The sequence below is a fragment of the Mesorhizobium sp. LjRoot246 genome (assembly GCF_964254115.1).
Lineage (GTDB): Bacteria > Pseudomonadota > Alphaproteobacteria > Rhizobiales > Rhizobiaceae > Mesorhizobium.
In genome coordinates this window covers 5435621-5458457 of the sequence record NZ_CAXUSN020000001.1, presented here as the reverse complement: position 1 = coordinate 5458457, position 22837 = coordinate 5435621, and the positions used below count along the sequence as shown (strand labels likewise).

Below are 22837 nucleotides of genomic sequence, written 5' to 3'. Positions count from 1 at the left end.
GATTATATTAGAACGTCAATTAGAATGCACGCCGATGCAAACGCCGGGACCGGTCGACATCTGGCGTCCATAACGGCTACCTGAATCTAGCTTGCCTGGGCTGTTATATTAGTGCAATAGTTGACATGGCAGCGAGAAATTCAATCCGCAACAGAAAGCCTGGACTGAGCCCGCATGTTCGCCGCGCGGGCATTTCAAGGCATGTTCGAAGAGGTCCGAACGCCAAGACGGTTTGCTACGTGACGGCGGCGGATTCACATGCCTACGCGACCCCGGCCAACAAGGCGCTTCAGGCGCGCGCAGCGGAACTAGGCATCGATATCCTGAGCCTCAGCCAGGATTTTGACGTCCAGAAGGGCACCGAGCAGCTCAACACCTGCGTCGCGGCTGTCAAATGGCCGCGTCGACCTCGCATTGGCGAGCGGCTGGAACGTCAGCGACTTCGTATTGGCGCCCCGCATCCCATCTTAACCTGCGCGACATATGGCTTGACTGCATCGAGGAGATCCGCAGCCTGTGGGGCGGGCGGCCGATGGGCGGGGCGCCGCTCGGGAGACTTTGATTGATCTACGATTTCTGCGTGATCGGCGGCGGCATCGTCGGACTTGCCACCGCCAGGGAACTGCTGGCGCTTCGTCCGCAGGCCAGCCTGCTTCTGCTCGAGAAGGAAGATACCGTCGGCAAGCACCAGACAGGACACAATAGCGGCGTGATCCATGCCGGCATCTACTATGTGCCGGGCAGCCTCAAGGCGCGGCTTTGTATCGAGGGAGCGCGCGCGACCAAGGAATTCTGCGACGAGCATGCGATACGCTACGACACGTGCGGCAAACTGATCGTTGCAACCAATGCGCTTGAAATGAAACGCGCCGACGCACTCCATGAGCGGGCCACGTCAAACGGGCTCAATCTGCGGCGTGTGGGAGAATCCGAACTGAGGGAGTTGGAGCCGAAAATTGCCGGCGTCGGGGCGCTGCTTAGCCCGGAAACGGCGATCGTCGACTACCGGGACATATGCCGGAAAATGCTGTCGCTTCTGCAGGCAGCCGGCGCGACCATCCATTTCGACGAAACGGTGGATAGGATCAAGGAGACCGGCTCTGCCGTCGAGATCGGTTCGAAGGGCGGGAACTGGCAGGCGCGTCAACTTGTCTGCTGCGCCGGACTCCAGTCCGACCGGCTGGCACGCATGGCGGGTGCGGACATTTCCTACAGGATCGTGCCGTTCCGGGGCGAGTATTTCCGCCTGCCGCCAAGGCTCAACGGGATCGTCAACCATCTGATCTATCCGGTGCCGGACCCCGACCTGCCGTTCCTCGGAATCCATCTCACGCGCATGATCGACGGATCGGTGACGCTCGGTCCCAATGCCGTGCTCGGCCTCTCCCGGGAGGGCTATCCGAAATTCTCCTTCAATGCCCGTGACGCGGCCGACATGATAGGCTTTCCGGGATTCTGGAAGCTCGTGATGCGGCATCGGCGTCATGCGGCGCACGAGCTTGCCAATTCGCTTTCGAAGCGTGGCTATCTGGAAGAGTGCAGGAAATACTGTCCGACGCTCGAACTCGCTGACCTGATGCCTTGTCCGGCTGGCATCCGTGCGCAGGCGGTTACGACATCCGGCGAAGCCGTGCACGATTTTCTGTTCGCCGAGACGCCACGCAGCTTGCACGTCGGAAACGCTCCGTCACCGGCGGCGACTTCGGCCATTCCCATCGGTCGGATGATCGCGTCAAGGTGCCTTCAGCACATACGCTAAGTCCAGCGCCGGAAGGGCCTGCAGTCGACCGGCTATGTCCTCGAGTATCGTGTGCAATTCGGCGGGCGCACCGCTTCGCCACCTGCGAGAGTTGGAAAGAAGCGTGCATAGAAGTCGCTGAGGCTGGAAACCCACGCGGTGTCTGGATTGCCGCTTGGCATTGGCGGGACTTCGTCTCCGCGTCCCATGCTGTACGAATGAACGACTCGTATTGGGATGTTTTTTGGACAAAAATGCTATGAATCGAGAGGAGTTTTGCGAATTTTTGTCGTGGGGCGATGCCAAATTTCTTAGCTGCTTCCGACAATGTCTCACACATTGACGTTAACTTAACATGACGGTATGGTTCGTTTGGCCCATCGGCCGCGTCGTTCTTTTATCACCGTTGCTCGTTGATTGTCGCCATGTCTGTCACCCCTATCCCAGCCTGCGGGATTACCTTGCAATGCCCATCGCCAGTTGCTGAAAGAGGCGGTGACCATGCCCTGTCTGCTCGGAATCGATAACGGTCTCACGGTTACCAAGGCGGTGATCTTCGACGCCGATGGCACGCAATTGTCGGTGGCGCGTCGACGGGTGCCGCAGTCGATGCCCCATGCGCGCTGGGTGGAGCGCGACATGGCCGGCCTCTGGCAAGCGACGGCTGACGCAATCAAGGAGGCGATCGCGCTCTGTGGCCGCCCGGCAGACGACATCAAGGCGGTGGCAGCGACCGCGCATGGCGACGGTCTCTATTTGCTCGACAAGGATCGTCGGCCGCTAGGCCCCGGAATCCTGTCGCTCGACAGCCGCGCCGGCGAGATCGTCGAACGATGGTCGGCGGACAGGGTCTTTGAAGACGCGTTGGCGCGCACCGGCCAGGCACCGCACGTCTCGGCGCCGTCGGCGCTGCTGGCCTGGATCAGGAAGAACGAACCCGACCGTTATGCGCGCATCGGGCATATACTGTCCTGCAAGGACTGGCTGCGCTTTTGCCTGTCGGGCACGATCGGCACCGATCGTACGGAGGCCAGCACCTCATTCACGGATTTCCGCACGCAGGCTTACGCGCCGGAAGCGATGCGCATCTTCGGACTGGACGATCTTTTCGACGCGCTGCCGCCGATGGCGCATTCGGCCGAAATCGTCGGTCACGTGACTGCCGAGGCTGCCGAAATGACCGGCCTTGCCAAGGGAACACCCGTTGCGTGCGGCCTGCATGACGTGACTGCCTCCGCGCTTGGCATGGGCGGCCATGGGGAGGGCGTGCTTGCCATCGTCGCCGGGACCTATTCCATCAACGAAGTGGTCTCTTCGCAGCCGCGCGTCGACCCGCGTTGGCTTTGCCGCAACGCCATCGACGTCGGCCGCTGGAACAACATGGCGATCTCGCCGGCCTCGACCGCAAACTACGACTGGTTTCTCGACACGTTCTGCCGCTCGGAGCAGGACAGGGCGGATGCTAATGGCGACTCGATCCATGAACTCTTGGCAGCAGAGATCGACGCGGCGCTGAAGAAGCCCTCGACCATCCTGTTTCACCCCTATCTGTTCGGTTCCCCCTTTGGCGATGTCGCCAGCGGCAGCTTTGTCGGCCTTCACGGCTGGCACAATCGCGGCGATATGCTGAAGGCGGTTCTGGAGGGCATAGCTTTCAATCATCGCACCCATGTCGAAGCCTTGCGCGAAGGCTTTTCTGTCAGCGAGATCCGACTGACCGGCGGCGGTTCGCGCAATCCGGCTTTCGTCCAGATGTTTGCCGATGTGCTGAATGCCCCGGTCACCATCACCTCGACCGACGAGACCGCGGCCTTTGGCGCTGCCCTTTGCGCGGGTGCCGCGGTCGGCATTTTCGCGACGCCGCAGCAGGGCGCCAGGCAGGTCGGCATGACGGCGCGCCAATACGAGCCTGTGCCGGCCTCGAGCGCTGTGTTCAACGAGCGCTTTTCCCTCTATGGCCGCGTAGCCGGTGCGCTCGAACCGCATTGGCCGGAGATCGAGAAGCTGGCGCGGCAAGACACTGGGGGAAGCACATGATCAAGGCCGACGAACGGCGCGAAGAGATCGCCGATTATGTGATCAAGCTCGGCCAGGTGCGCATCGACGATCTGGTCGAGCATTTCGGCGTATCGCGCATGACCATACACCGGCACATCGACCGGCTGGCGCAGCAGGGCGTATTACGCAAGCTGCACGGTGCGGTGACCGTTCAGCCTTCCGGCCTCTATGAAAGCGCCTTTCGCTATCGGGTGACGGTCAACCGGGCCGAGAAGGATGCGCTGGCGCGGGCAGCACTCGACTATGTCGAAGCCGGCCAGGTGGTGATGCTGGACGATTCCTCGACGGCAAACGCTGTCGCGACGCTGCTGCTCGACGTCAAGCCGCTGACCGTCATCACCAACTCCGTCGCGACGGCTGCGCTGCTGACCAATGTCGACGACATCGACTTCATCTGCCTCGGCGGCCAGTACCACGGCACTTACAACGCCTATATCGGTATCGTTTGCGAGAACGCCGTGGCGCAGCTTCGCGCCAATGTGCTGATCTGTTCGGCTTCGGCCATCACCGGAACCACGGCCTTCATCCAGGATCCCAATGTCGTGCGGGTCAAGCAGGCGATGATGGCAGCATCGGTCAAGCGCATCCTGCTGGTTGATCACGCCAAGTTCGACAGGATCGCGCTGCACGTCTTCGACGATCTGACCAGCTTCGACATCGTACTGGCAACCGAAGGCCTGGGCGATGCACGGGCGCAAGCCCTCGAACGCGCGGGCGTGAAGCTGCAAATCGTCAAGACGAAGGCGTCATGAATCTATCTGAAAGACCAGGTGCGGAAAATCCCGTCAAGCGTCTGGCCGCCATGGCCGTGACCGGCGAGGTCGACGTCGTCATCCTTGGCGCCGGCATCAACGGCGCGGGGCTGTTTCGCGATCTGTGCGCACAGGGCGTCAGCTGCCTGATCGTCGACAAGGCGGATTTCGGCTCGGGCACCAGTGCCGCACCATCGCGGCTCATCCATGGCGGCTTGAAATATCTCGAAACCGGCGAGTTCGGGCTGGTGGCGCAATCGACGCTTGAGCGCAATTTGCTTTTGAAGAATGCACCGCACTATGTCAGCCCGCTGCCGACCGTCATCCCGATCTTTTCCTGGAGCAAGGGCATACTGGCGGCGCTGCGAACGCTGTTCGGCTCGACCAGCGCGCCGCGCAGCCGCGGCGCCATCCTGATCAAGATCGGCCTGATGATCTATGATTTCTACGGCTCGCGAAACCAGATCATGCCGCGCCACCGCATGGTCGGGCGGCGGCAGGCGCTGGATGAGATGCCGGCGCTTAACCCTGCGATCGTCGCCACCGGCACCTACTACGACGCCAAGATAAGCCATCCCGAAAGGCTGGTGCTCGAGCTGATCCTCGATGGGCTGCAGGCAAATGCGGCCTCCGCCAGCGCGAACTACACGGCGCTGGTAAAATCCGCCGATGGCGTGCTGACCTTCCAGCCGGAAAACGGCGCGGTCTTTTCGGTGCGGCCGAAGCTGGTGATCAATGCCGCCGGTCCTTGGATCGACGATGTCAACGATCTGCTTGGCGCGCCATCGAAGATGATCGGCGGCACCAAGGGCTCGCATATCCTGCTGAGGCATGACGAACTGGTGAGAAGCCTTGCCGGGCGCATGCTCTATTTCGAAGCCGATGACGGCCGTATCTGCCTTGTCTACGACTATCTCGGCCTGGCGCTGGTCGGCTCCACCGACATCAAGGCCGATAACCCCGACGAGGTTCGCTGCGAAGCTGACGAAGTCGAGTACCTGCTCGACAGCGTGCGGACGTTGTTGCCGGGGATGGCGTTCGAGCGCGGCCAGATCGTCTACGCCTATAGCGGCATCAGGCCGCTGCCGGCCTCGGACGCATCGGTGCCCGGGCTGATCAGCCGTGACCACTCGGCGCCGGTCGCCGAGCCGGATCGAAACAGACCTTTCGCGGTCATTTCGCTGGTCGGCGGCAAATGGACGACCTTTCGTGGCTTCGCCGAGGAAGTCGCCGACACTGTGCTCGGCCGCCTGCAGCGCAGCCGCAAGGTGACGACGCAAGCCATGCCGATTGGCGGCGGCAAGGATTTCCCGGCCGATGCTGCGGCGCGGGCAACCTGGCTGGCTCTGGTTCACGCGGAGACGGGCGCTGAAGAACGGCGTCTCGATGAGCTGCTGTCACGATATGGCACCAGAGCCACGCAGATCGCCACGTTTGGGCCGGATGATAAGGGCCGACTGCCGGATTCAGAAAGCTACAGCAAATCGGAGATCGACTACATCGTCCGCAGCGAATTCGTCGAACATCTGGCTGATATCGTCATGCGCCGCAGCACACTGGCGATATCAGGTTCGCTGACAGGCCGGGACCTGCAGGAGATTGCCGCGATCGCCGGGCGGGCGCTAGGCTGGAGCGCTGGGCGCCTTGCAGAGGAAGTCGAGGCCGCTGCCGTGGAGCTCGAGGGCCGGAACCTGATGCGGTTGGACTGATCGCTCCCTCGCCGATGCTCTTTCCAAGGCAATCCGGTGGTTTGCCCAAGGGATGTGCCGTATGCGCAAATCACCCAACTCACAGACGGATTGGGATTTTTCCGATCACCGATATTATTCATTAGAAACAGGTTGTTGGTAATAGCCAGTGCGGTGAGCGCTTGGGCAATCCTGCTGACTTCAGCAGGACATAACATAGATTGACGTTAAATTAACATCATCATATGATCACCTAACATGCCTACCGCCTAATAGGCCGAAATTAACTGCCAATACGCCGGCAGACCGGCGTTTTGGGAGGGGTGAGACCTCTGAATTCCCCGTGGGCTTATGCGCCAAATCCGGCGAGGGATTGACAGCGATGCACGGATGTGAAAATTTTTGCACACAAAGATAATAATATCATCTCAGGGAGGAGATGGCTTGAAATCCGGCGGAACCGCTAACCGCGATCATGAGTCCAGCCTCGCTACCCGCGCGGCCTGGCTTCACTATGCCGGGGGTCTCACGCAGGCTCAGGTAGCCAAGCGGCTCGGCCTGACCAGCCTCAAGGCGCATCGGCTCATTACACGGGCCACCCAGGATGGCCTGGTCAGGGTGATCATCGACGGCGACGTCGGCGAATGCATCGACCTCGAGCAACAGCTGATCGATGCTTACGGACTCGACTACTGCGAGGTCGTTCCCGATCTCGATCAGGACGAATTGCCGCTGAAAGCGCTGGGTATCGCTGGCGCGCAGTTTCTGAAGCGCGAGATCGATCGCGGCGAGGAGATGCTGATCGGCGTCGGCCATGGCCGCACCCTTGCGGCAAGTGTCGAGTATCTGACGCGTACCTCTGCCGCCCATCTCCGTTTCGTCTCGCTGCTTGGCGGCGTGACGCGCAAATTCGCGGCCAATCCGCACGACGTCATGCATCGGCTGGCCGAACGGACCGGCGCGCAGGCCTATGTGATGCCGGTGCCTTTCGTCGCCAACACCGCCGAAGACCGTGAGGTGCTGCTTGGGCAACGCGGCATCAGCGACGTCTTCGACCTGGCAAGCAAGTCCGACCTGATGTTCGTCGGCATAGGCACAGCCGAACGGGAAGCCTCGCTGGTCGCCACCGGCATGATCGAGCATTCCGAAATCGATGAGGTCAAGCGCGATGGCGGCGTCGGCGAGCTGCTCGCCCACTTCTTCGACGACAAGGGCCGCCCGGTGGAAACGGCGCTGTCGGACAGAATTCTGGCACTGCCGCGGGACCAGTTGAAAGGCCGCAGGATCGTCGCCGTCGCCGGCGGCAAGGTGAAAGTACGCGCCATCAAAGCGGTGCTCGAAAGCCGTTATCTGAGCGGCCTGATCACCGACGAGTCCACCGCCCGTGCCCTTGTCGAGCAGAACCAATCCAATGGTGCGAAGCGCCAGATGAACGGAGGATCGTCAAATGCGTGACAACGGCAGATCTGCTCTTCTGGCGGTTGCGTCATGAGCGCGAAGGCCGCCACCGCGTCGACCCGGCAGACCTCGCCCGGCCCACGCCGGGCACTTGCAGGCGCCGCAATTGTCGTCCTGCTCGGCGCCATGGCGCTCGACACCAAGGTGGTCAGGATCGGCTCCGCAGGCGACGTTCGCAGTGCCGTCTTCTCCGCCGCCGACTACGGCAAGTCGGAATTTCCCAAGGTGCAGGCCGATGTCGAGGCGCGTGCCGCAGACGCGGTGACGGTGGCCACTGCGATCGCCAAGGACAGGGCGACGGCCGAGAAGGAATACGGCATGCCTGCGGGCGTTGGCCCGGTCATCTCGGTCAAGTTCAGCGGCGTCGTCGGCGAGGGAAAGTCGGGCATCTACAAGGTCGCCGTCGACGGCTTGCCCGACACCTTGATGATCCGCGTGCAGACAGGTCCGGCGATCAACGGCACGGAGCTTCGCGATGCCACCGGCAAGATCACATTCGGCCAGTTCACGAACCAGATCGAATATCAGGATGCCGGCTCGGCGCTGAACAACGAGATGAAGAAGGAAGTCCTGGCAAAGGTCGATACGAGCGCCTTGACCGGCAAGACCATATCGGTGGTCGGCGCGTTCAAGCTGGTCAACCCGAAGAGCTGGCTCGTCACTCCCGTGAGGCTGGACGCCAAATGAAACCGGCTGCCGACACCGGACCCGCGATTGGCGACGCCGTGCTTTCGGCGCGCAACATCGTCATGTCGTATGGCGGCGTTCATGCGCTCAAGGGCGTCAATTTCGACATCCATCGTGGCAAGGTCACCACGCTGTTTGGAGAGAATGGCGCCGGCAAGTCGACGCTGATGAAGATCCTCTCCGGCGTGGTCACGCCGACATCCGGTGACATCGTGCTCGACGGCAACCTCGTCAGTTTTTCCTCGTCCTCGGACGCGCGCGATCGCGGCATCTCGATCATCCACCAGGAACTGAGCCTGGCGCCCAACCTCAGCGTTCGCGACAACATCTTCATGGGTCGCGAACTGCGCACCAGGACCGGCCTCGACTTCGCCGAGGAGCAGCGCCAGGCGCGCGCGCTGATGGCCGATCTCGAAGAGGACATCGATCCGATGACCCTGGTCGAGGATCTGCGCCTCGGCCAACAGCAGATCGTCGAGATCGCGCGGGCGCTGTCGGTCGATTCCCGCATCCTGATCATGGACGAACCGACCTCCGCGCTCAGCGCAACCGAGGTCGAGGTGCTGTTCAAGGTGATCCGCGACCTGACCAGCCGCGGCGTCTCCATCGTCTACATTTCGCATCACCTCGAAGAAGCGCTGCAGATCACCGACTACGCCGTTGTCCTGCGCGACGGCGCGATAACGGCAACGGCCGAAGCCAGGGATATCGATCTCGAGTGGATCGTGCGCAACATGGTCGGCGAGAATTTCGATCTCGGCTCGCCGCCGACCGGTCATGCGTTCGGCGAGGTCGCCCTGTCGATCGAGGATGTCAGCGTCGTCGATACTTCGGGCTCAGGCTATTCCGTCGTCGATCACCTGTCGCTGGATGTCAGGGCCGGCGAGATCGTCTGCATCTATGGGCTGATGGGCGCCGGACGCACGGAACTGCTGGAAGCCGTCGCCGGACGCGTGCCGATGGCGGGCGGCCGTGCGCTTCTGGAAGGTGAGGACGTTTCGGGACTGAATATTGCCCAGCGCATTGCTAGGGGTCTTGTCCTCGTCCCCGAGGACCGCCAGCGCGACGGGCTGGTGCAGACCATGACCGTCGGCCGCAATCTCTCGCTTGCCAGCATCGAGGCATTCGCCAAGGGGTTGTTTCTGTCCCGTTCCAAGGAGCGCGGACTGGTCGAGGACTCGATCCGCAAGGTGACCATCAAGACCGCCGGCGGCAACGCCATGATCGGATCGCTGTCGGGAGGCAATCAACAGAAGGTGGTCATCGGCAAGATGCTGACGACCAACCCCAAGGTGATCCTCCTCGACGAGCCGAGCCGCGGCATCGATGTCGGCGCCAAGGCCGAGGTCTTCCGCTTGCTGAGCGAGCGCGCCGCGCAGGGCCTGGCGGTCGTCTTCTCGACCTCCGAGGTCAACGAATGCCTCAGCATCGCGCACCGCATCGTCGTCATGCGGCGCGGCAGGATTTCAGCCGAATTCGGCGCCAACGCCACCAAAGAGCAGATCATGGCCGCCTCCGGCGAAGCCGTGGTCGCCTGATCACCAGAATTTCGGAGCCCAGACCATGACCGACGTCAGCCAGGCCAGAAAACAGTCCGGTCCAAGCGCAAGCAGCGAAGGCTTCGATCTCGCCAGGCTGCTGCTCGAGGGCCGAGCCTTCTTCGCCCTGATCGTCATTATCGTCGTCTTTTCGATCCTGTCGCCCTACTACCTCTCGGTGGCGAACTTCCTCACCATGGCCTCACATGTCGCCATCTTCGGAATTCTCGCGGTCGGCATGCTGCTCGTCATCCTCAATGGCGGCATCGACCTGTCGGTTGGATCGACGCTGGGCTTGGCCGGCGTCGTTGCCGGATTCCTGATGCAAGGGGTGACGCTGACCTGGCTGGGCGTCGTACTCTACCCGCCGGTCTGGGTGGTCGCGGTGCTGGCCTGCATGCTCGGCGCCGTCGTCGGGCTGATCAACGGCGTGCTGATCGCTCGCTTCAAGGTTCCGGCCTTCGTGGCGACGCTCGGCGTCATGTACATGGCGCGCGGCCTGGCGCTGCTGATGACCAGCGGCCTGACCTACAACAATCTTGGCGGCAAGCCGGAGCTCGGAAACACCGGCTTCGATGCGCTTGGCTTCAACCGTCTGTTCGGCGTGCCGACCGGCGTCGTGGTTCTCGTGGTCATCGCGCTCATCGGCAGCATCGTTCTGAACCGCACCGCTTTCGGGCGCTGGCTCTACGCCTCGGGCGGCAACGAGCGCGCGGCTGAACTGTCCGGCGTTCCGGTCAAGACGGTGCAGATTTCCGTCTATGTGCTGTCAGGCATCTGCGCCGCCATTGCCGGCCTGATCCTGTCCTCGCAGCTCACGTCGGCGGGACCGACGGCGGGCACCACCTACGAACTGACGGCCATCGCGGCCGTCGTCATCGGCGGCGCGGCACTGACCGGCGGCCGCGGCAACATCCGTGGAACGCTGCTCGGCGCCTTCGTCATCGGCTTCCTGTCCGATGGTCTGGTGATCATCGGCATCTCATCCTACTGGCAGACAGTGTTCACGGGCGCGGTCATCGTGCTCGCCGTGCTGCTCAATGCCGTTCAGTATCGCCGCCGCAGCAAGCTCCCAAGCGCGACAGGTGGCCAACCGACTTCTCAGAAACGGGGGAAGGCCGAAGCGGCCAATCCTGCCCAAGGGAAGACTGCCAGGTGAACTGGCAGCAACACCGCGTAATCATTGGAGGAATGTACATGAAAACCATGCTGAAAAGTCTGCTTGCCGCCGCGATGGTCGTCGGGTTTACGGCCGCCGCGTCGGCCGCGGGCCTGATCTCGATCATCGTCAACGATCCGGCCAACCCCTACTGGCTGACCGAGGGCAACGTCGCCAAGGCCGAGGCCGAGAAGCTCGGCTATACGGCCAATGTCGGCGCCCACAAGGGCGACACCAACACGGAGAGCAACCTGATCGACACCGCCATCACCAACAAGTCGGTGGCGATCATTCTTGACCCGGCCAACGCCGACGGCTCTGTCGGTGCGGTGAAGAAGGCGATTGCAGCCAACATCCCGGTTTTCCTCGTCAATGCCGAGATCAACCAGGAAGGCCTCGCCAAGGGGCAGCTCGTCTCCAACAACGCGCAAGGCGCTGCTCTCGGTGCCCAGCAGTGGGTGCAGGCAGTCGGCGAAAAGGGCAAATATGTCGAACTGCTCGGCGCCCCGTCGGACAACAACGCGGCCACGCGCTCGAATGGTTACGCAACTGTGCTGAGCCAGTATCCGGATCTCGAAAAGGCCGCTTCGCAGGTCGCCAACTGGGACCGTACCCAGGGCCATGACAAGATGCAGAGCATGCTGCAGGCCAATCCCGACATCATCGCTGTGATCAGCGGCAATGACGAAATGGCTCTCGGTGCTGTTGCGGCACTGAAGGAAGCCGGCAAGCTCGCCGGCATCAAGGTCGGCGGCTTCGACGGCTCCCCGGATGCGGTTGCGGCGATCAAGTCCGGTGAACTGCAGTACACCGTGCTGCAGCCGGTCGCCATCTTCTCGGCCAAGGCCGTGCAGCAGGCGGACTCGTTCATCAAGACGGGTGCCACCGGTGCGGCGACCGAGAAGCAGCTGTTCGATTGCCTTCTCATCACCAAGGACAATGTCGACAAGTACACGGCACCCTTCGTGCTGTCTGAGTAAAACGTGCACAGGGGGTGTCCTTGCGGACACTCCCTACCTCTTCTACGGCTTGAGACAACAAGTACTGCCCTTGTGAACCGTCTTCGCAACCAATCGGAATTTGCGGCATGAAAGACCTGCTGATCGGCATCGATGCGGGAACGTCGGTGATCAAATCGGTCGCTTTCGATCTGTCCGGGCGGCAGCTCGCCATGACGTCGGTGCCCAACAGCTTCGTCACGCTGGAAGGCGGCGGCGCCGAGCAGGACCTCGATCAGACCTGGCGCGACATGGCGCGGACGGTTCGCGATCTCGCGGCCAAAATCCCCGACCTCGCGCAACGAACCGCGGCGGCTGCCATCACTGGGCAGGGCGACGGAACCTGGCTGATCGATGGCGCCGGCTCGCCAGTCTCGGGTGCGTGGCTGTGGCTCGACGCCCGCGCCGGACATCTGGTCGACGAGATGCGCGCCGATCCCCGGGATCGCAGGCGGTTCGAATTGACCGGCACCGGGCTTAATTCCTGCCAGCAGGGTGCCCAGCTTGCCTTCATGAAAAAGAACAATCCGAACCTGCTGGAGCTGGCGGCGACCGCACTGCACTGCAAGGATTGGCTCTACTTCAAGATGACGGGCGAACGCGCCACCGATCCGTCCGAAGGGACCTTCACCTTCGGCGATTTTCGGTCGCGCAGCTATTCCGGCGAAGTCCTCGACATTCTGGATCTGGCGACGCATCGCCGCCTGTTGCCTCCCATGCTTGAAGGCACCACCGACCATCATCCGCTGTCGCGATCGGCGGCGGGAGAGACTGGCCTGCTCGAAGGGACGCCGATTGTCCTTGGCTACGTGGATATGGTCATGACGGCTCTCGGAGCCGGTCTCTATGATCCCTATGGCAATGTGGGCTGCACGGTCATCGGCTCGACCGGCATACACACGCGCTTCGCCGCCACTCCCGACGATGTCGTGCTGAACGACGATGGCTCCGGCTACACGATCGCCATGCCTATTCCAGGCGGCTTTGCGCAGTTGCAGTCCAACATGGCGGCGACGCTCAACATAGACTGGCTGCTTGGCCTAGCGCGCGACGTGCTCGCGACGGCTGGCGGCAAACCTTCTCATGACGAGTTGCTGAAGGCACTCGACGCTTGGGTGGAAGCATCGGAGCCGGGATCGCTGATCTATCAGCCTTACATATCGCTGGCCGGCGAAAGAGGGCCGTTCGTCGACCCTGATGCGCGTGCGGGCTTCATCGGCCTTTCGGTCAAGCATGGCTTTGGCGATCTGGCACGCGCCGTCCTCGAGGGATTGGCCTTCGCGGCCCGCGATTGCTACCAGGCGATGGGTGCCGTGCCGAGCGAGATCCGCCTGTCGGGCGGCGCCGCGCGCAGCCCATCCCTACGTCGCATCATCGCGGCGGCGACCCGGGCGCAGGTGCGCACGAGCAGTCGCCAGGAAGCCGGCGCGGCAGGCGCCGCGATGATGGCTGCGGTCGGCCTCGGCGTCTACAGCTCCATGGAGGACTGCGCCGCCGAGTGGGTGACGCCGCTTCTCGGCGACTGCGATGCCTATGACGAGGCGCTTTCGCAAACCTACGATGCGCTCTTCCCTTCCTTCGTCGCGGCGCACCGGGCGCTTCGGCCGGTGTGGAAGGGCATGGCGCACCGCGCAGGAGCAAGATCTTGAGCAATACAACAGATGTCGTCGATCTCTTCGTGATCGGCGGCGGCGTCAATGGGGCCGGCATAGCGCGTGATGCGGCAGGTCGCGGGCTCTCCGTCATCCTGTGCGAAAAGGACGATCTCGCGCAAGGCACCAGCTCGCGCTCCGGCAAGCTGGTGCATGGCGGCCTGCGCTATCTGGAATATTACGAATTCCGGTTGGTTCGCGAAGCGCTGATCGAACGCGAGGTGCTGCTCGAAGCGGCGCCGCACATCATCTGGCCCATGCGCTTCGTTCTTCCGCATAGCCCGCAGGACAGGCCGGCATGGCTGGTTCGGCTCGGCCTGTTTCTCTACGATCACCTTGGCGGCCGTAAACGCCTGCCGGGGACCAGGACGCTCAATCTGAGAACTGCGCCGGAAGGGACGCCGATAAAGGACGAATTCAAGCGCGGTTTCGAATACTCCGACTGCTGGGTCGACGATGCGCGCCTAGTGCTGCTCAATGCGCTGGACGCCAGGCAGCGCGGCGCAAGGGTGCTCACGCGCACCGCCTGTGTCGCGGCCCGCCGCGAAAACGGACTGTGGTCGATCGACATGCAGGATGGCCGCACGGGTGCGGTGACGAAGGTCCGGGCGCGGGCGCTGATCAACGCGGCAGGCCCCTGGGTCAACGACATCGTCAGCCGCGTCGCCGGGCAGAATTCCACCCGCAATGTCCGGCTTGTAAAGGGCAGCCATATCGTCGTGCCGAAATTCTGGGAAGGGCGGCAGGCCTATCTCATTCAGAACAACGACAAGCGGGTGATCTTCGTCAACCCCTACGAAAACGATCTGGCGCTGATCGGCACGACCGACATTCCCTACGAAGGCAGGCCCGAGGAAGTGGCGGCCGAGGCAAGCGAAGTCGAATATCTGATCAAGGTGGTCAATCGCTATTTCAAGCGACAGCTGACGCCTCAGGACGTGGTCTACAGTTTCTCCGGCGTGCGTCCGCTCTATGACGACAATGCCGACAATCCCAGCGCGGTGACGCGCGATTATATCTTTGAACTCGACGCTTCCAACGGCAACGCGCCGCTGCTGTCGGTGTTCGGCGGCAAGATCACCACCTTCCGCAAGCTGTCCGAACATGCGCTGGAAAAGATCCAGCCATTCTTTCCGGCGATGAAGAAAGCCTGGACCGCCAAAATTCCCTTGCCGGGGGGCGACCTGCCCAATGCGGATTTCGAACAGTTCCTGAGCGATCTGCATGCTGAATTTTCGTGGCTGAGCCCTTCGCTGGTGAAGCACTACGCCCGAAGCTACGGCACCCGCGCCCGGCAATTGCTCGCCGGCGCGCAAAGCGAAGCTGATCTCGGCCGCCGCTTCGGTCCCGATCTGTATGAGCGGGAGGTAAGATTCCTGGTCGAAACCGAATGGGCAAGCACTCCTGCCGACATCCTGGAACGGCGCACCAAACATGGCCTCCACATCGATGCGGCCGAGCGGAAGACCTTTGAAGACTGGTTCTCGAACATCATGGCGACGGCGGACTGATGGCCTTCACGCTTTCCCTCAACACCAATCCTCTGGTCAATCGCTTCGCCGATCCGGACGATTTGATCGACGCGATCGCCTATGGCATCGGTATCCGCGACGTGCAACTGACGCATGAATTCGTCAATCCGGGCTGGCCGGCGGCGACGATTGTCAAATTCCTGCGCCTGTTCAACAGGGCGCTTTCGCGGACCGGTGTCAGGATCACCTCCGGCATGACCGGACCCTATGGCCGGCTCAATCATTTCGGCCATCCGGATGTCGATGTCCGGCGCTACTATGTCGACTGGTTCAAGACCTTCGCCGACATTTCCGCCGAACTTGGCGCGTCGGGCATGGGCACGCAGTTCGCCATCTTCACCCACAAGGACTTTGACGATCCGCAACGGCGAGCGGCACTGCTCGACATCGCGCTCGAATGCTGGCGTGAGGTGGCCGAGCACGCCAGGGCGGCGGGCCTGTCCTATCTGTTCTGGGAGCCGATGTCGGTGGGCCGGGAGTTCGGCCACACGATCGAAAGCTGCGCCACGCTGCAAGGCGCCATCGACGCGGCGAAGCTGCCCATACCGATGAAGATGATGATCGACATCGACCATGGCGACGTCACTTCGCTCAACCCTGCCGACACCGATCCCTATGCCTGGGCGAAAGCGTTTCCATTGCAATCGCCCATCATCCACATCAAGCAGTCTTCCATGAACAAGGGCGGGCACTGGCCGTTCACGGCCGCCTACAACAAGGACGGCCGCATAGTGCCGCAGAAGTTGCTGGACGCAGTTCGGCAAGGCGGCGGAACCGACAACGAAATTTGCCTTGAACTTTCCTTCAGGGAGAGGGAACCAGTCGACCATCAGGTCATCGAGATGATCCGCGAGTCGGTGGATTTCTGGGCGCCGTACGTCGACAGTGGCCGCGACAGTCTCAAGCCTCGGACTTGAGCGAAGACGTCGCCAGAAAGCCGGCTTCGATGTCGGTCGCAAAAGTATCGAAGGAGAAAAAGAATGGCCCCATATTGGGTCGGCACGAGCTGGAAGATGAACAAGACGCTTTCCGAGGCGCTGCAGTTCGCCGATGCGCTGGCGGCCTTCGTGCCTGACTTCGACCAGGCGATACAGCCTTTCGTCATTCCGTCCTTTACCGCCGCGCGCCAGGTCAAGGCGGCGCTTGCCGACACCCGCGTCAAAGTCGGCGCTCAGAACATGCATTGGGCCGACGCCGGGGCATGGACGGGGGAGGTTTCGCCAGTGATGTTGAAAGACTGCGGGCTGGATGTGATCGAACTCGGCCATAGCGAGCGCCGCGAGCATTTCGGCGAGACGGATGCGACTGTGGGACTGAAAACGGCGGCTGCTGTCAGGCACGGTTTCGTGCCGCTGATCTGCGTCGGCGAGACGCTGGCTGAGCGTGAATCTGGCCGCGCCGACGCGGTGTTGACGGTACAGGTTCTCGGCGCACTGCAAGAGCTGAGCGGCGATCAACTGAAGGCAGAAATCCTCTTTGCCTACGAGCCCGTCTGGGCGATCGGCGAGAAGGGAATCCCGGCCAGCGCCGACTATGCCGACAAGCAGCAGGCGCTGATCAAGAAGGTTGCCGCTGACCGGCTGCCGATTGTTCCGCCTGTGCTCTATGGCGGCAGCGTCAATCCCGGCAACGCGGCCGAATTGATCGGCCAGCCGCATATCGACGGCCTGTTCATCGGCCGCTCGGCGTGGCAAGCGGAAGGCTATATCGACATTCTGAAAAAGGCATCGGCCGCCATCGCGCGCTAGCCCAGAAACGGTTTTCCGTCCGGAATTGCGTCAATCAAAGAGATAGACACGAAAGCAAAGGAGTTCATCATCATGAAGATCGCACTCGGAGCCGACAGCGCCGGCAAGCCGCTGCTCGATGTCATCGCCAAGCATCTCGCCACCAAGCCAGACCTGGAGGTCGTCGACCTGAGCCAGGCTGGATTCTACGCCGACATCGCCGCCTCGGTCGGCCACGAAATTCTCGACGGCAATTACGACCGGGCCATCCTGTTTTGCGGCACCGGCATCGGCGTCAGCATCTCCGCCAACAAGGTCCCGGGCATTCGCGCCGCGTTGACCCACGACACCTATTCCGCGGAGCGCGCCGCCAAGTCCAACAACGCCCAGATCATCACCATGGGCGCACGCGTCATCGGTCCCGAACTGGCGAAATCGATCGCCGACGCGTGGCTGGCCTCGGAGTTCGATCCGAATGGCCCCTCCGCCGCAAACGTGCAGGCCGTCGACAAGCTCGACGCCAAGCGCTGAAAGCCAACCGCCGAAAGATGGGGGTTCGCTGCTGATCAGTCGGTCAAGGCGACCCGCATCGCCTCTATCACGGTCACGGCGGATGCTGCACCTGGGTCCATATGGCCAAGCGAGCGTTCGCCGAGGCGTGAGGCCCGGCCCTTGGTGGCGACCATCGCCTTGGTCGCTTCCGCGCCTGCCTTCGCCGCCTGAACTGCTGCCTCGAGACTGCCCGCCAGATCCTTGCCGGAGGCCAGCACGTCGCCCGCCGCCTGCGCCGCCGGCACCCATGCATCGATCATCGTCTTTTCGCCAGGCTCGGCCTTGCCGCGATCCTGAATGCCCTTGGCCATGGCTTGGAACAGGGCGATCACGTCCGCGTCGTCAAGCGCCGTCTTGCCCTTGACGGCTGCCGCGGCGCGCATGAGCGCGGTGGCATAGAGTGGACCCGAGGAGGCGCCGACGGCGTTCAGGAATGACTTTGCCGCCGTGTTGAGCAAGGTGGTCGGATCCGTCGCTCCGGCATCCAGTGCGGCAACCGCATCGCGTGCCGCGGAAAATCCAAGCTCCATCGCAATGCCGTGGTCGGCGTCGCCGATAACCCCGTCAAGCGCGCACAGCCGGTCTCTGTCAGCTGACATGGCGGTTGCGATCACCGCGAACATCGCAACAAGGCGTGCGGTATCGATTGTCGTCATGTTTTTGTCCCTTAACGTGAAGCGGGTTCAGCCGGCGCGAAACATGGCGCAGTCGCAAGGGTGGTCCAGCATCGTCTGCAACTCGCCGTCGAGTTGGTGCAGCGTGATCGAGGCCCCGGCCATTTCGAGCGAGGTGCAGTAATTGCCGACCCAGCTCGCGTGAATGGACACACCGATCTCATCGAGCCTCTGCTTCACGCGCCGGTTCATGATGTAGAGTTCCATCAGCGGCGTCGAGCCCAGCGAGTTGACCAGCACCGCGACCTTGTCGCCGCGCGTCGGCGCCATCTCGTCTAGGATCCTGTCCAGCATCTCGTCGGTGATCTCGTCGGCTGTTTTCAACTTTTCGCGCGCGATGCCGGGTTCGCCATGGATGCCCATGCCGATCTCCATCTCGTCCAGCCCGATCTCGAAATTCGGCCGGCGGGTCTGCGGCAGTGAACAGGGCGACAGTGCCACGCCCATGGTGAAAGTGTGGTCGTTGGCCTTGCGGGCGATACGCTCGCATTCGTCGAAGGACAGCATCCGGTCGCAGGCCGCACCCGCCGCCTTGAAGATGAAGAAATTGCCGGCAACGCCGCGGCGCTTGTGCCGCTGGTCGCGTGGTGCCGAGGCCACATCGTCGGTACTCAGCACCGTGCGCACCTCGATGTCGTCCATGGTAGCCATCTCGGCGGCCATGTCGAAATTCATCACGTCGCCGGCATAGTTGCCGTACATGAACAGCACGCCGGCGCCGCCGCTGACTGCCTTGGCGCATTCGAGGATCGGGTCTGGCGGTGGCGAGGCAAAGACATTGCCGATGGCCGCCGCGTCGGCCAACCCCATGCCGACGAAGCCGAGAAAGCTCGGCTCATGGCCCGAGCCGCCACCAATGACGAGGCCCACTTTGCCTTGGCGCGGCCCCTCGCGGGCGATGATAGAACGTGGACTGCCGTCCACGCTTTTGAGATGGCGGGGATGCGCGGCGAGAATGCCTTCCAGCATCTCGTCGACGGCGCGGTTGCCGTCGTTGATGATCTTCTTGGTCTGCACCCGGCATCCTCCCGATTTCGGTATTTTCGCAGATAATACCGGGTGTTACCGGGATTTCCACCCGGCAAGGCGTATTCGCGTGTTGAAATGTTCTCGCGCAGCGACACCTGAATCCAGGCGTCGGCTGGTTCAATCGCTCAGGCCGTCGCGGATGGCTGAGAAATAGCGATCGGTTCCGACCTGGCCGCCCTTGAGCGCAACCTCCAATCCGTCGATCGCCTCGACGCGCGAATGCGCAACGCAAAGCGGCGAACCCGGCGAAGCGGGCAGCGGCATGCGAATCGTCAGCGCATCGACACCCATCTCGCCAAGGGCGTGGCTCGACGTGTCGCCGCCGGCAATGACCACGCGCCGCAGGCCCTGTTCGACGGTTAGCGCCCGAAGGATTTCTCCGAGGCCGCGGCCAAGCCTGTGCCGGGCGCCTTCCTGCCGGTCGATTTCGGCGCCCCTGTCGGCAGTGGGGCCAAGCGCGGTGTAGAGGATGACGCTGCGCCCGGCTTGCAGGCTGGCACGGCTGTTTGCCGTTGCGCGCGTGATCGCCTGCTGCGAAGCCTGCGAAACCAGTTCGACCGGATCGACCTCGATGCCGTCGAAACCGTCGGTCAGGGCATGCCGGATCTGCCGTTCGGTGGTCGGCGAGCAACTGCCCGAGACAACGGCTATCCGGTCGGCAGCGCCCGGCGGCGTGAAACCTGGTCCAGTGTTGACAATGTCATTCGACGCCCATTCGGCCAGCAACGCATACTCGACCCCGGACGAGCCGACGACAAAAGAACCGCCGGGCTTGCGAATGCGCCAGATCTCCTTGCCGGCCAGAGCTTGCGTTTCCAGATTGTCGACATCGACAAGCACGATGGCCGTGCCATTCTCCACGAAGCGATCGAACGCTGCCGATCGCGATGCCGATTGCAGCGTCGCAAGGTCGACCAGCCCGGAACTCAGCTCCGTCTGCCGCGACAGATGGATCAGCAGATCGGACTCATCCATTGGCGTGGTTGGGTGACGGCTCATCACCGGGTGGCGGTCGATGCGGAAATATTGGTCGCGATAGGCGGCGAACAGATGGCCGAAGGCGGTGTAGCGCTTGAGTTGCGGCGCGCCGACTAGCAGCGGCACGCTGCCCTGGCCGAAAACCGAGCGGCCGATCTCGATGGCCCGGCCGATGCTGCCGATCGCCGGGCTGGAATCGAAAGTCGAGCAGACCTTGTAGTGGCAAATCGCGGCGTTGAGTGTCTTCAGCCAGGCGAAGGCCTCGCGCAGATGCGTGTCCATCCATTGCGGCGTCTCGCTGCGGCTGGTGCCGGCCAGTCCGATCGCCCGGCAATGGGCAAACCGTGAAAGCAGGGCCTCGTCCGGCTGGCGCATGAACAGCACGGTCGGCACGCCGCCGAGCTCAAGCGCCTCCATGACATCGGTCGAGCCGGTCAGATCGTCGCCATAGTAGCTGAGAAGCAGGTCTTGCATGGTTTCAGGCTGCCTTGCCGTCGCCGAATTTTTCGATCGACCGCGCCAGCTCGGAATGGTTCAGGGCGAAGTCCGCCAGCGGAATGCCGTCGACCGCCGCTTGCCAGGCTTGCTGCACGGCGCGAACGCCGGCGCCCGGCCCGTCTGGATGGCTCACAATGCCGCCGCCGCACAGGTAGAGAAGATCGACCGTCCGCCCGGTCCGCGTATATGTCTCAGGTGCCTGGCCACCCCATTGGCCGGAGCCGGCGACCGGCAAGGCGCAGTCCTCGGGCGAGAAGATCGGTGTCGTCACGGCTTTGAAGGATTCGACGAAAGAGTCGTCCGGCTCCCAGTATTTCGAGGCGATGCCGTTGATCTGGAACTGGTCGACGCCGAGCAGCCGCCAGAATTGCTGCCAAACCTTGAAGTCCATGCCGAGGCCCGGGTGGCGGGTAAGGATGTCCCAGCCGTTGCGATGGGCGTGCAGCACCAAGCTGGAGCGTTTTCTCAGGAACGCCATGCCACTAAGCCCGATCGAATTGATGTTGATGACAGCGCAATTGCCGCCGGCCTTCGCCACCAAATCGTGGTTGCGCATCATCTCGTCCGGGTCGGCATGCGAGATGCCGAACGCATACATCACCTTCTTGCCGGTCCTCTGCTCATGGTCGAGGATGAGCGGCATGATTGCCTTCACCCGCTCGGCCAGCGGCGAATAGGCCGGGCTCATCAGCTTCTCGTCGTCCTTGATGAAATCGACGCCGGCGGCGATTAATTCCGCCACCATTGCCGCCGTCTCGTGCGGCCGCAGTCCGAGCGCCGGCTTGACGATCGTGCCGATGACCGGGCGGTCCGTCACGCCGGCCAGCCGGCGGCTGCCGGCGACACCGAACTGTGGGCCGGGATGCGCCCCGCGATACTCCTCCGGCAATTTCATGTCGACGACGCGAATCCCGGTAAGGCCCTTGATCGAATAGGTGCCGCCGATGGCAATCGTCATCAGCGCCGAAAGGTCGGTGCCGATGGCATCGAATGGAAAGCCGATATCGACATCCGCGCGCTTGAACGGCCCGTTGCCGTCATCGGGAAGCGACGGCCGCTCCGCATCGGGCAGGGGCCGGATCGCCAGCACACGCGCCGCCACCCGGGCCTTCAGTTCCTCGGTCTCACCGGGAAGCGCGACGAAGGTGCCGGTCGACTGGTCGCTGGCGATCTTGGCTGCCAGCGCCTCGATGCTGCCTGGGGTCTCGATGCGATAGGTGAGGGTGATCATGGTCCGCTGTCTCAAGCCGAGGCGTTCGAAAAAGGTTCACCGTGTTCGAAATCTGGTATAATGAGTACATAAGTATTGCAAGTCATATCCGGCTGGCGGATCGACAGACGGCAATTTCCGGGAATTGTGGCGGCAGTGTTAAATAGGGCCGGGTCAAGGGAGTGATTCGCGACGATGAACCGTTCGGAACCGATTGTCCGGCGCAAGCTTTCCGACGAGGTCTTCTTGCGGCTGAAGCGCCTGATCACCAGCGGTGAATTGATGCCAGGCGACGACATGCCGTCGGAGCGCGAGCTGATGGAGCGCTTCGAGGTCGGCAGGCCTGCGATCCGCGAGGCGATGCAGGCGCTGAGCAATATGGGGCTGGTCGCGATCTCGCATGGCGAGCGCGCCAAGGTGCTGCAACTGACCGCCAAGTCGATCATCAAGCAGGTCGATGGCGCCGCCAAGATCATCCTGTCGTCATCGAAGGACACGCTTGAGCACCTGAAGACCGCGCGCATCTTTTTCGAGCGCGGCATGGTCAGGGAAGCCGCCGAAAAGGCCACCGCCGAGGATGTGCAGCGGCTGCGAGCCACCGTTGCCGAACAGCGCGGCTTCCGTGGCGATTCCGAAGCCTTCATCTCCGCCGACATGAAATTCCACACACAGATCGCCGCGATCTCCGGCAATCCGATCTATATCGCCGTCAGCGAGGCGATGCTCGGCTGGCTGAAGGAATATCACACCGAAATGCTGATCTGGACCGGCAAGGAAAAGTTCACGCTGACCGAGCACGAAGAGATCATTGGTCGGATCGAGAAGAAGGACGCCGATGGCGCCGAGAAGGCGATGATCAAGCATCTCGAACGCTCGCGCGCCCTCTATGTGATGAATTCCGAAAAGTAA

The 22837-nt window shown here is 62.5% G+C and carries 19 protein-coding genes; 15 read left to right on the top strand and 4 right to left on the bottom strand.

The annotated features are described in order from the left end of the window. Positions 1-562 precede the first annotated feature (562 nt). The 14 genes from lhgO (at position 563) to derI (ending at position 17518) form a co-directional block, all read left to right on the top strand. A complete protein-coding gene (lhgO, locus tag ACSQ3L_RS26780; RefSeq protein ID WP_436162639.1) occupies positions 563-1759 on the top strand; it encodes an L-2-hydroxyglutarate oxidase in 1197 nt (398 codons plus the stop codon). 480 nt (positions 1760-2239) lie between these two features. Further along, complete coding sequence (locus ACSQ3L_RS26775; RefSeq protein ID WP_436163534.1) at positions 2240-3775, top strand: FGGY-family carbohydrate kinase; 1536 nt, start codon at positions 2240-2242, stop codon at positions 3773-3775. After that, on the top strand, positions 3772-4548 hold the full coding sequence (locus ACSQ3L_RS26770; protein ID WP_436162638.1) for a DeoR/GlpR family DNA-binding transcription regulator: 777 nt from the start codon (positions 3772-3774) through the stop codon (positions 4546-4548). The genes ACSQ3L_RS26775 and ACSQ3L_RS26770 overlap by 4 nt, the downstream gene beginning before the upstream one ends. A 50-nt stretch (positions 4549-4598) precedes the next feature. Then, positions 4599-6257: a glycerol-3-phosphate dehydrogenase/oxidase gene (locus ACSQ3L_RS26765; RefSeq protein WP_436163533.1), complete on the top strand. Its 1659-nt coding sequence runs from the start codon at positions 4599-4601 to the stop codon at positions 6255-6257. 423 nt (positions 6258-6680) lie between these two features. Beyond that, positions 6681-7691, top strand: a complete 1011-nt coding sequence (locus tag ACSQ3L_RS26760) for a sugar-binding transcriptional regulator (protein WP_436162637.1) — start codon at positions 6681-6683, stop codon at positions 7689-7691. 33 nt (positions 7692-7724) lie between these two features. Then, positions 7725-8381 carry a DUF2291 family protein gene (locus ACSQ3L_RS26755; RefSeq protein ID WP_436162636.1) on the top strand — a complete coding sequence of 219 codons (657 nt, stop codon included), beginning with the start codon at positions 7725-7727 and terminating at the stop codon, positions 8379-8381. Continuing rightward, a complete protein-coding gene (locus ACSQ3L_RS26750; protein ID WP_436162635.1) occupies positions 8378-9919 on the top strand; it encodes a sugar ABC transporter ATP-binding protein in 1542 nt (513 codons plus the stop codon). The genes ACSQ3L_RS26755 and ACSQ3L_RS26750 overlap by 4 nt, the downstream gene beginning before the upstream one ends. Positions 9920-9944: 25 nt before the next feature. Beyond that, on the top strand, positions 9945-11078 hold the full coding sequence (locus ACSQ3L_RS26745) for an ABC transporter permease (RefSeq protein ID WP_436162634.1): 1134 nt from the start codon (positions 9945-9947) through the stop codon (positions 11076-11078). Between the two features lie 38 nt (positions 11079-11116). Then, the gene (locus ACSQ3L_RS26740; protein ID WP_013533072.1) at positions 11117-12058 is read left to right on the top strand and encodes a D-ribose ABC transporter substrate-binding protein; all 942 of its coding nucleotides are present in this window, start codon (positions 11117-11119) and stop codon (positions 12056-12058) included. 107 nt (positions 12059-12165) lie between these two features. After that, positions 12166-13725, top strand: a complete 1560-nt coding sequence (locus tag ACSQ3L_RS26735; RefSeq protein WP_436162633.1) for an FGGY-family carbohydrate kinase — start codon at positions 12166-12168, stop codon at positions 13723-13725. Continuing rightward, a complete protein-coding gene (locus tag ACSQ3L_RS26730) occupies positions 13722-15239 on the top strand; it encodes a glycerol-3-phosphate dehydrogenase (RefSeq protein ID WP_436162632.1) in 1518 nt (505 codons plus the stop codon). The genes ACSQ3L_RS26735 and ACSQ3L_RS26730 overlap by 4 nt, the downstream gene beginning before the upstream one ends. Continuing rightward, complete coding sequence (locus ACSQ3L_RS26725) at positions 15239-16177, top strand: sugar phosphate isomerase/epimerase family protein (RefSeq protein WP_436162631.1); 939 nt, start codon at positions 15239-15241, stop codon at positions 16175-16177. Before ACSQ3L_RS26730 ends, ACSQ3L_RS26725 begins: the two co-directional genes overlap by 1 nt. A gap of 63 nt (positions 16178-16240) precedes the next feature. Beyond that, positions 16241-17008 carry a triose-phosphate isomerase gene (locus ACSQ3L_RS26720; protein WP_436162630.1) on the top strand — a complete coding sequence of 256 codons (768 nt, stop codon included), beginning with the start codon at positions 16241-16243 and terminating at the stop codon, positions 17006-17008. A gap of 72 nt (positions 17009-17080) precedes the next feature. Next, a complete protein-coding gene (derI, locus tag ACSQ3L_RS26715; RefSeq protein ID WP_436162629.1) occupies positions 17081-17518 on the top strand; it encodes a D-erythrulose-4-phosphate isomerase in 438 nt (145 codons plus the stop codon). Between the two features lie 35 nt (positions 17519-17553). Here the strand turns inward: derI and dhaL are convergent, their stop codons facing one another. The 4 genes from dhaL to oiaX all read right to left on the bottom strand — a co-directional run bounded on the left by dhaL (position 17554) and on the right by oiaX (position 21949). Next, a complete protein-coding gene (gene dhaL / locus ACSQ3L_RS26710; RefSeq protein ID WP_436162628.1) occupies positions 17554-18195 on the bottom strand; it encodes a dihydroxyacetone kinase subunit DhaL in 642 nt (213 codons plus the stop codon). Between the two features lie 27 nt (positions 18196-18222). Then, a complete protein-coding gene (locus tag ACSQ3L_RS26705; RefSeq protein ID WP_436162627.1) occupies positions 18223-19230 on the bottom strand; it encodes a dihydroxyacetone kinase subunit DhaK in 1008 nt (335 codons plus the stop codon). Between the two features lie 129 nt (positions 19231-19359). Further along, positions 19360-20694 (bottom strand): four-carbon acid sugar kinase family protein, encoded by a 1335-nt coding sequence (locus ACSQ3L_RS26700; protein WP_436162626.1) that lies wholly within the window; start codon positions 20692-20694, stop codon positions 19360-19362. 4 nt (positions 20695-20698) lie between these two features. Then, positions 20699-21949 carry a 3-oxo-isoapionate-4-phosphate decarboxylase OiaX gene (oiaX, locus tag ACSQ3L_RS26695; protein ID WP_436162625.1) on the bottom strand — a complete coding sequence of 417 codons (1251 nt, stop codon included), beginning with the start codon at positions 21947-21949 and terminating at the stop codon, positions 20699-20701. A 174-nt stretch (positions 21950-22123) separates the two neighbouring features. Here oiaX and ACSQ3L_RS26690 point away from each other — a divergent pair, with 174 nt between their 5' ends. Continuing rightward, positions 22124-22837: a transcriptional regulator NanR gene (locus ACSQ3L_RS26690; RefSeq protein ID WP_127318194.1), complete on the top strand. Its 714-nt coding sequence runs from the start codon at positions 22124-22126 to the stop codon at positions 22835-22837.